The organism is Bacillales bacterium, from assembly GCA_035700025.1.
In the GTDB taxonomy this organism is placed as follows: domain Bacteria; phylum Bacillota; class Bacilli; order Bacillales; family DASSOY01; genus DASSOY01.
The window spans coordinates 31,795-40,152 of record DASSOY010000013.1 but is presented as its reverse complement, the minus strand read 5'-3'; the positions used below and the strand labels follow the sequence as shown (position 1 = coordinate 40,152).

At 53.3% G+C, this 8,358-nt stretch carries 7 protein-coding genes; 6 read left to right on the top strand and 1 reads right to left on the bottom strand.

What is annotated here, in order from left to right:
* The 5 genes from VFK44_03040 to glp all read left to right on the top strand — a co-directional run.
* Positions 1 to 534, top strand: a 534-nt coding sequence (locus VFK44_03040) for a molybdopterin dinucleotide binding domain-containing protein (protein ID HET7627342.1), incomplete at its 5' end; no start/stop codon positions are given.
* Positions 509 to 979, top strand: coding sequence for a DUF1641 domain-containing protein (locus tag VFK44_03035; protein ID HET7627341.1), 471 nt, complete (start codon positions 509 to 511; stop codon positions 977 to 979). The genes VFK44_03040 and VFK44_03035, both read left to right, overlap by 26 nt.
* Positions 980 to 1,273: 294 nt before the next feature.
* Complete coding sequence (locus VFK44_03030) at positions 1,274 to 1,870, top strand: molybdenum cofactor guanylyltransferase (GenBank protein HET7627340.1); 597 nt, start codon at positions 1,274 to 1,276, stop codon at positions 1,868 to 1,870.
* Positions 1,867 to 2,361: a molybdopterin-guanine dinucleotide biosynthesis protein B gene (gene mobB, locus VFK44_03025; GenBank protein HET7627339.1), complete on the top strand. Its 495-nt coding sequence runs from the start codon at positions 1,867 to 1,869 to the stop codon at positions 2,359 to 2,361. Before VFK44_03030 ends, mobB begins: the two co-directional genes overlap by 4 nt.
* A 15-nt stretch (positions 2,362 to 2,376) precedes the next feature.
* Positions 2,377 to 3,612 (top strand): gephyrin-like molybdotransferase Glp, encoded by a 1,236-nt coding sequence (gene glp, locus VFK44_03020; protein ID HET7627338.1) that lies wholly within the window; start codon positions 2,377 to 2,379, stop codon positions 3,610 to 3,612.
* Between the two features lie 80 nt (positions 3,613 to 3,692).
* Here glp and VFK44_03015 read toward each other — a convergent pair whose 3' ends face one another.
* Entirely contained in the window at positions 3,693 to 4,430 is a 738-nt protein-coding gene (locus VFK44_03015) for a DUF421 domain-containing protein (protein ID HET7627337.1), read from the bottom strand.
* A gap of 196 nt (positions 4,431 to 4,626) precedes the next feature.
* Between VFK44_03015 and VFK44_03010 the strand changes: the two genes are divergently transcribed.
* Positions 4,627 to 8,280 (top strand): dynamin family protein, encoded by a 3,654-nt coding sequence (locus VFK44_03010; GenBank protein ID HET7627336.1) that lies wholly within the window; start codon positions 4,627 to 4,629, stop codon positions 8,278 to 8,280.
* The last annotated feature ends 78 nt before the right edge of the window (positions 8,281 to 8,358 follow it).

Genomic DNA, 8,358 nt, shown 5'->3' with positions numbered 1-8,358 from the left:
AAAAAGCCGTTAGAGCCGAATGAAGAATTTGATCTTCACGTGAACAACGGCCGATTGCTTGAGCATTTTCATGAAGGGAACATGACGTATCAGTCAGCAGGCATTCAGCGTAAGACGCCGTACTGCTTCATCGAAGTGTCGCCGGAATTGGCCGAAGAACGCGGAATCAAGGAAGGCTCATTCGTTCGCTTGATCTCGGAGGCGGGGTCGATCAAAGGACACATCGTCGTGACCGACCGGGTTCGAGGCAATGAGTTGTACGTACCGATGAACGACAACGGCATCACGGCGGTGAACAAGTTAACGAATAATGATGTGGACGATGCGACGAACACGCCGGCATATAAAGAAGTGCCGGTGAAGATGAAGGTGATCGACGTCGAAGGTGAATCACCGCTTCCGCCGAACAATCATCGCCGCGGCAATCGTCAACCGCAAAAAGGCGTTCGCGTCGAAGAAAAGTGGCAGCGCAAAGATTATCAATTCCCCGGAGAAAGGGTGAAGACCGGTGTCCAAACCAATTTCCACGATTAAAAAAATTGAAATTGACGAGGCGGCAAAGCGGCAGCGTGATGTTGAAGAAATCGAGCAAGCGATGGTCGATAACAAAGAGGCGGTGATCGAGACCTTCGAGCTGCTCGGGCATTTGCACGATTGCGGGTTGCTCGAGTTCGCGAACGGCTTGTTCTCGCAAGGCGATGCCGTGCTTCGCAACGTTGTTCAAGAATTGAACCGGCCGAATCATGCGCGCATGTTGCAAAACCTCGTCGGCATTGCCAGCGTGCTCGGAAAGATCGACATTGATCAAGTGAAAGCGCTCAGCGAGCAGGCGAATAACGGGTTGAAAGAGGCGGCCGCCACCGAGGCGGGTGACGGACCGAGCAACATTTTCCAGCTGATGAAAGCGTTAAAGGATCCGGAAATCAGCCGATCGATCGGGATGATGCTGAATTTCTTAAAAGGCATGGGAAAAGCGTAAGGCATATTTGAATGAGAGAATCTTTGGCCAGGCTAACGGACATCTCGTCACCTTAGATCGCCGCTTAAGGAAAATTTTCATTGTAACGGACATCTCGTCCGCTTAGAGCGCATTTCTCGTTTGGCGAAACGAGATTTCAGCCGCTAAGCGGATCTCATGTCCGTTACATTTTTCATGTGTCCGTTTTTTGGAGCTAAGGAGATCTCATGTCCGTTACAATGACCAAACAATAAGCCGGAGGTGTATGAGAACCGGCTTTTTCATGTATGATGAAAGGAGAAAGGGGGCGATGCGATGGTTACCGGCGTCATTCTTGCCGGCGGTGAAAACCGGCGGATGGGCGGAAACATGAAAAGCTTCCTGCGCTTCGGCGGAGAGACGATTGTTGAACGGCAACTGCGAATCATGAAAGACGTTTGTGATGAAGTGATCATCGTTACGAATCGCCAGGAGCGTTTTTCCGATTTCGGCGTCCAGGTGGTCTCGGACAACTTCCCGGGGAAAGGCCCGCTTGCCGGCATCGAAGCCGCTTTCACCAGTGCTGCGCATGAAATTTTATGGATCGCAGGTTGTGACATGCCGTATGTGTCGCGGGATGCTGCGCAAATTTTACTGGATTCTTGTGAAAAAGGGCATCATGATGCGGCGATTCCGGTTATTGACGGGGTGATTCATCCGCTTTTTGGCGTCTATCATCGGAGGAAGGCAGCTGTGTTGAAAGATTTATTGCAGCGAGACACCTTGAAAGTCCGGGCATTTTTGGATGAAATCGATACGCATTATGTGGATGGAAAAGTTTTCTGCCTCCATGAAGTCGATCCTCGCTTTGTGACAAATGTGAACACGCCGGATGAATACGCAGTGTTAAGCGGGGAGGGCGAACGATCATGACGAAACCATTGGTCGTGCAAGTGGTCGGCTATAAAAACAGCGGGAAAACAACGCTCGTCGCAAAACTCGTTTCACGGCTGAAACAATCCGGGTTTCGGGTCGGCACGCTGAAGCATTGCTCGGACGATTTTGAAATGGACCAGGAAGGCACGGATACTTGGAAGCATCGACAGGCTGGCGCGGAAGCGGCAGCGATCGTATCAAAAGAAAAAACCGCCTTTCTTGAAAATCGTGAAGTCCCCGTCGAACAACTGCTTGGACGCATGAGCAATCTTGACGTTGTCGTGCTTGAAGGTTTTAAACAACGGGCGTATCCGAAAGTCGTCATCGCCCGGTCCCTCACGGATTGGGAAGAGCTTCGAAAGCTGGACAACATCGCCGCCGTTGCGAGTACCGTCGGTTTGCAGGCGGATAACGTGCCGGTTTTTTCATTAGATGACATCGAAAACATTTACAAAACGGTGCTCAATCAATTGCAGCAATCCGAATGAAAGCGAGGGAAAGTCGTGAGATTTAATCGTAAACCGATCACAGTCGAAGAGGCACAAGCGCTCATTCAACCTTACATAAAAGAAGGAACGACAGAGTCCGTACCGATACTGGAAAGTGACGGTAAGTATTTAGCAGAGGCGATCGAGGCGAGTCATCCGATTCCGCATTTTCGTCGATCAGGCATGGACGGTTTTGCCGTCCGCGCGGAGGATTTAGCAGAAGCGTCAAAAGAACATCCAATCGAGTTGCAATGCATCGAGGAAATTCCAGCGGGTACAGTCGCGCAAAAAACGGTGACAACCGGGACGTGTTCGCGGATCATGACGGGCGCAGCGGTTCCGGAAGGCGCCGACGCGGTTGTGAAACTGGAGGATACGGAAGCCAACGGTGCGACGACGCTCGTGTATCATTCGCCGGCTGTGAAGGAAAATGTGACCGGGATCGGCGAGGAAATGGCCGAAGGCACGCCGATTATGGAAAAAGGAAGGAAGATTGGCCCGGGAGAAGTCGCTTTGTTGGCGACGTTCGGACATGCTGTTGTAAAAGTTTTTCAGCAGCCGCGCGTGGCGATTCTTTCTACCGGGTCGGAACTGTTGGGTCCCGGAGATGCGCTGGAAGCCGGCAAAATTCGGAACAGCAACACGTACATGCTGTATGCGCAAGTGAAACGAGCCGGTGCGGTGCCCGTGGTAGTGGATTCTGTCCCTGACGACATCGAACTGGCGAAACGTAAAATTTCCGAAGCGCTTGCGAATTACGATGCGGTCATCACAACCGGAGGCGTTTCCGTCGGCGACTACGACATTCTTACCGATTTTTTTGCCGAATGGGACGGAAAATTGCTGTTTAATAAGTTGAAAATGCGCCCGGGCAGCCCGACTTCCGTCGGTGTCAAAGACAACCGTTTGCTGTTCGCCTTGTCCGGCAATCCCGGTGCATGCTTCGCCGGCTTTGAGCTGTTCGTGCGACCGGTTTTGCGCGGCATGCTCGGCAAAGATCGGCTTGAAATGGCAGTTTTTGAGGCGTATATGGCGGAATCTTTTATAAATAAAGGTTCGTTCCCGCGTTTCGTGCGTGCAAAGCTTTTAAAGCAGGACGGAAAAATCTGCGTGCAGCCTGTTGGCGTGGACAAGTCGAGCATTGTTACATCGATTAAAGATGCCGAAGTGCTCATTCACGTTCCCGAAGGACCGGTGGTATTGCAAGCAGAAGATCTCGTTACGGTAACGGCGTTAAAAGATCTCGATTGAAACCTGATCGCAGTGGAGCGGGGTAAAAAAGTATAATGTGAGATGATAAGGTTCCTCCATACCGCAAATCGGCTTAGCGATCACTGGTTGTCCGTATGCCCGGGTTTGTAATTGTACGTTCCGCTGCTATGGTCGGTTTGGTCTTCGTTGTCTACTTGCACGGCGCCGTATTCGTTGTAAACGGCCAGTGTAACGGTGTTCAAGTTGTCTGCGGAAATGTTTTTGCCGGCGAGTTGTTCCATGAGCCATTGGCGGTCCTTGCCGAGATACCGCAAATTGTAGTCGAGAATCGATCCGTCCACGACAAGAGGAATCGGAATGAATGTCGGCGGCGGGGATAATTGTCGATCGGACGGTTGCAGCGGCCGCTTGTCCGACTTCGGGATGACCGTGAATTTTCCGATTTGTTCGAGGGCAGCGAGTTCGACGTCGGAGACGTTGGCGACGCCTTTGCTGCGCAGTTGGGCGTTCAATTCTTCGACGGTCATTTTCGCTTTTTTCAACCCGGTTTTATCAATGTCGCCGCCGCGCACGAGCACCGTCGGACGGGGATCGATCCATTTTTTTATCCGATTGTTCAAATTCAAGTAAGAGAAAGCCAAATACAAGAGGGCAATCGCCGCCGAAAAATAAATGGCACTCCCGAGTTTTTTCGTCACGACCGGTTCCGAAATGGTCGTTCCTACGACAAGAACGGCAAGCAATTCAAAGCCGGTCATCTCCGCGACCGCTTTTTTCCCCATAAATCGAATGATCACGTAACCGGCGGCAAACACCGCAATCGGTGTCCAAATGTAGTTGGCAAGAAAATGCAGCATGACCGTCACCTCGTCTCTATTTTCACCACATGCCGGCAAATTATAACCGGCCGCCTTGGCGGGCTTGATTGAGAAACCGAATGTTTGCCGAGTTCAAGGGTGATACGGCTTTAAATGCCGATCACTGGCGGATGGCTCAACCCTTTAGTATGATGGGGAATGGAATGACTACAATTATCGTTCAAGGGGTATTGAAATGACTTCCGAACTCACGACGCTGCCGGCTTCACGGAAAACCGAGCTGTTCAGGAAACTGACCGTTTTGCGAAAAAAATTTGTTGACGCTGGCGACGAGGCGAATGCCGCCAAGCTTGCCAGCCTTGCGCGGAAGGTGGAACAATCCGAATTCGCCTTCGGCTTTTGCGGCCACTTTTCCGCAGGCAAATCGACGATGATCAACCATTTGACGGGTGAGGATTTGCTGCCGTCGAGTCCCATCCCGACATCGGCCAACTTAGTGAAGGTTTGCGCACGGGATTCCGCTTACGCGCGGGTCTTTTTTCATGACGAAACAGCGGTGCAGTTTGCTTATCCGTACGATGTCGATCAGCTGCACAACTATGCGCGCGACAACGACATCCATTCAATCGAAATCAGCCACCCGATCGATCGTTTGCCTACGGGTACGGCGGTTCTCGACACACCCGGCGTGGATTCGACCGATGATGCCCACCGGATATCCACGGAATCGGCGCTGCACTTGGCGGATGTTATTTTTTACGTGACGGATTACAACCATGTGCTCTCTGAGGTGAATTTCGCGTTTTGGCAGCAGCTGAAGGCGCTGAACAAACGGACGGTGCTCGTCGTCAACCAAATCGACAAGCATCAAGACGGAGAACTGCCGTTTTCGGCTTATCGACAAACGATCGAAACAGCTTTGCAGGAACGCGAACTCGGGTTTGAACACATTTTTTACACATCGCTCGGGGCATTGGACCATCCGGAGAACGAAATCAGCCGCTTGCGCGAATACATTGATGGGTTTGCCGGAAGTCGCGAAGCGTTGTTGATTGAAAACGCGGAAACCGAGGCCCGGCGGCTCATTGAAGAGCATGCGGAGGCGCTCCTTGATTCAAATAAAAGTGACAGTGAACACGCTGACGATTCTGCGTCCGCGCAGGCTGAATGGGAAGCGCTCCACGCAAAGATAGACACGCTTGAAAATCACCCGGACACGTTTTTCGAAGAGGCGCAAAAGGAATTGAAGAAGACGATCCAGTCGGCGATCTTGATGCCTTATGAGACGCGTGAAGCGGGTCGTGCGTATTTGGAATCGGCGCAAGCGGATTTCAAAGTCGGCTTGTTTGGAGCGAAAAAGAAAACGGAACAAGCACGCGAGCAGCGGTTGACGCTTTTTTTTGAAAAAGTTTCCGCGGCGGTCGAAACGCTCGACTGGCAAGTGAAAGAAGGGCTTGCGAAATTGGCCCGGTCGTTTGACATTCGCGATGAAGCTTTTTCGGCGGCGATTTACGATATCAAAGTGACGCTTGAGCCGCGGCTGCTGAAAGAGCAAATCGAGCCGGGCGCGACGTTTAATGACCGCTACGTCTTGAACTACAGCGAAAAGGTGGCCGAGGCGATTCAGCGGCTTTATTTGCGCGCCGTCAACGAAAAGCTCGAAGAGGGGCGCCGGCTCCTTCAAGTTCAGGCGCAGCCTGAACTTGAAGCGCTGCGCGTTCGCCTTTCGGCGCTCGACGCGCAAGTCGAGCAGAGCCGGAGAAGAAGAGCGCTTGAGCAAGAAGCCGAAACTCGCCGGACGGAATGGCTGTCCGTGTTGTCCGGCGAGGTGGATGAGGCTGCGGCGCGCGAAGCGCTGGCCGCGCTCCCGGATCGTGAGATCCGGGAGGCGGAAGCGCGAGCGCCGCGTGAGCCGGCGCCAACGCCGCCGCCGAGAGGCGGCGGGCGGGTGGAGGCGAAGGACGCCCCGGTGCCGGCGGCAGCCGGAGGGGCGGCGGCTTTTCGCGAGCGGCGGCTGCAGGCCGCGGCGGTGTTGGAGCGGGCCGCGGCGGCAGCCGGGGCGGTGCGAGGGCTGGGCGGCGCAGCCGCGGAGATGCGAAGCCGGGCGGAGCGGTTGGAGTGCAACCGGTTTACGGTTGCGCTGTTTGGGGCGTTCAGTGCGGGGAAGTCGTCGTTCGCGAATGCGCTGATCGGCGAGTCGGTGCTGCCGGTGTCGCCGAATCCGACGACGGCGGCGATTAACAAGATTTCGCCGGTCGATGAGACGCATCGGCACGGAACGGCGCGGATTCAGCTGAAGGCGGAAGCGGATTTGCTGGCGGACGTGCGGAGGGCGCTCAAGCCGTTCGCTTTGACCGTCAATGGGCTTAACGAGCTTCCGCAAGCGTTGGCAGGTATTGACGATCACAACCGCAGCGGTGACCGCGTGCGCCAGCTCTCGTTTTTGCTGGCGGTTGCTCAAGGCTTGCGCGAGTTCGGGGACGAACTTGGCAAGGAGCAGCTGGTCGACTTGAGGGAATTTCATGAGCGTGTCGCCAATGAAGAGAAGGCGTGCATGGTCGAATCAATTGAGCTGTATTACGACTGTCCGCTGACGCGGCAAGGCATTACGCTCGTTGATACGCCTGGCGCGGATTCGATCAACGCGCGCCATACAGGTGTGGCATTTGATTACATCAAGAATGCTGACGCTGTCTTGTTCGTCACGTATTATAACCATGCGTTTTCGCGTGCGGACCGGGAGTTTTTGATCCAACTCGGGCGCGTGAAAGATTCATTTGCGATGGATAAAATGTTTTTCGTCGTCAATGCGGCAGATCTCGCTTCTTCTGACGAAGAGCTTCGAACGGTCGTTGATTACATCGAGTCTAACTTGTTGACGCACGGCATCCGCCATCCGCGGATCTATCCGGTTTCGAGCAAGCTTGCAATCAAGGAAAAAACGGATCATCCCGCGGGAGATTCGGGCATTGCCGCGTTTGAACATGATTTCTTCCGCTTTTCAATGGGTGAATTGACGAATGTCGCGATCAAAGAAGCGGCCGGCGACGTGCGCCGGGCCATGGAAACGGTCAACGCTTATCTTTCCGCTTCCCGTGAAGACGAAAGCGTACGAGCGCAAAAACGCGAACAGGCGGAGGCTTCCCGTCGAGAGGTTCTGCAGATCATTAAAGACAGCGAGGCAAAAGCAGCGCTTCAATCGATCGAACAAGAAATTAGTCAGCTCATTCACTACGTGAATGAACGCGTGTTCTTGCGTTATCACGATATGTTCAAAGAGTCTTTCAGTCCCGCGGCGTTGTCGGATTTGACGGAAAACAAGAAGCAGGCGGTCATGGACGGTGTTGCCGAATTAATCGAACGGATCGGTTTCGACCTCGCGCAAGAGATGCGCGCGACCGCTTTGCGGATCGAGGCATTCTCGACGAAAGCGTTGAAAACGGTTGGCGCGAAAATAACGGAAGAAACAGAACGGCGGACGGGGAAGGCTTTCTTGCCTGAGGCGGAATCCCCGGAATACCGAACGCCGAAATTCGAAAATGAGCTTGAAACCCTTGATTTGACGAGTTATCAAGACCTGGCCGGTTATTTCAAGAACACAAAACAGTTCTTTGAAAAAGAGGGTCGGCGAAAGCTTCACGACGAATTGCAAGGTCGATTGCAAGCTCCCGTTTCCGGCTATTTGTCCATGTCGGAAACGACACTGAAAGAAACGTATCCAACACAGTTCGCCGCCGCGGTCGAGGCTTTAAAAGACCGCCTCAGCAGCCGAACAAACGAACATTTCGAAGGAGAGCTGGCGGTTTTATCAACGGACGTCGATCCGCAGGAACTGGAGAACCGTAAAAACGAGCTTTCGAATCTTTTGCAGCAGCTTGCTTCATTTTGACCCGGGGAAAACCCGGGTTTTTTTATTAGGCAAACGGATCATTCTCGAATCGAAGGGGAAACAGCTGGTACCCCTTGC

What these genes read in the sequence shown, in the direction of transcription:
- VFK44_03015 (HET7627337.1), bottom strand. Translation starts at nt 4,430, where the DNA reads ATGCTGCATTTTCTTGCCAACTACATTTGGACACCGATTGCGGTGTTT.
- VFK44_03030 (HET7627340.1), top strand. Translation starts at nt 1,274, where the DNA reads ATGGTTACCGGCGTCATTCTTGCCGGCGGTGAAAACCGGCGGATGGGC.
- mobB (HET7627339.1), top strand. Translation starts at nt 1,867, where the DNA reads ATGACGAAACCATTGGTCGTGCAAGTGGTCGGCTATAAAAACAGCGGG.
- VFK44_03010 (HET7627336.1), top strand. Translation starts at nt 4,627, where the DNA reads ATGACTTCCGAACTCACGACGCTGCCGGCTTCACGGAAAACCGAGCTG.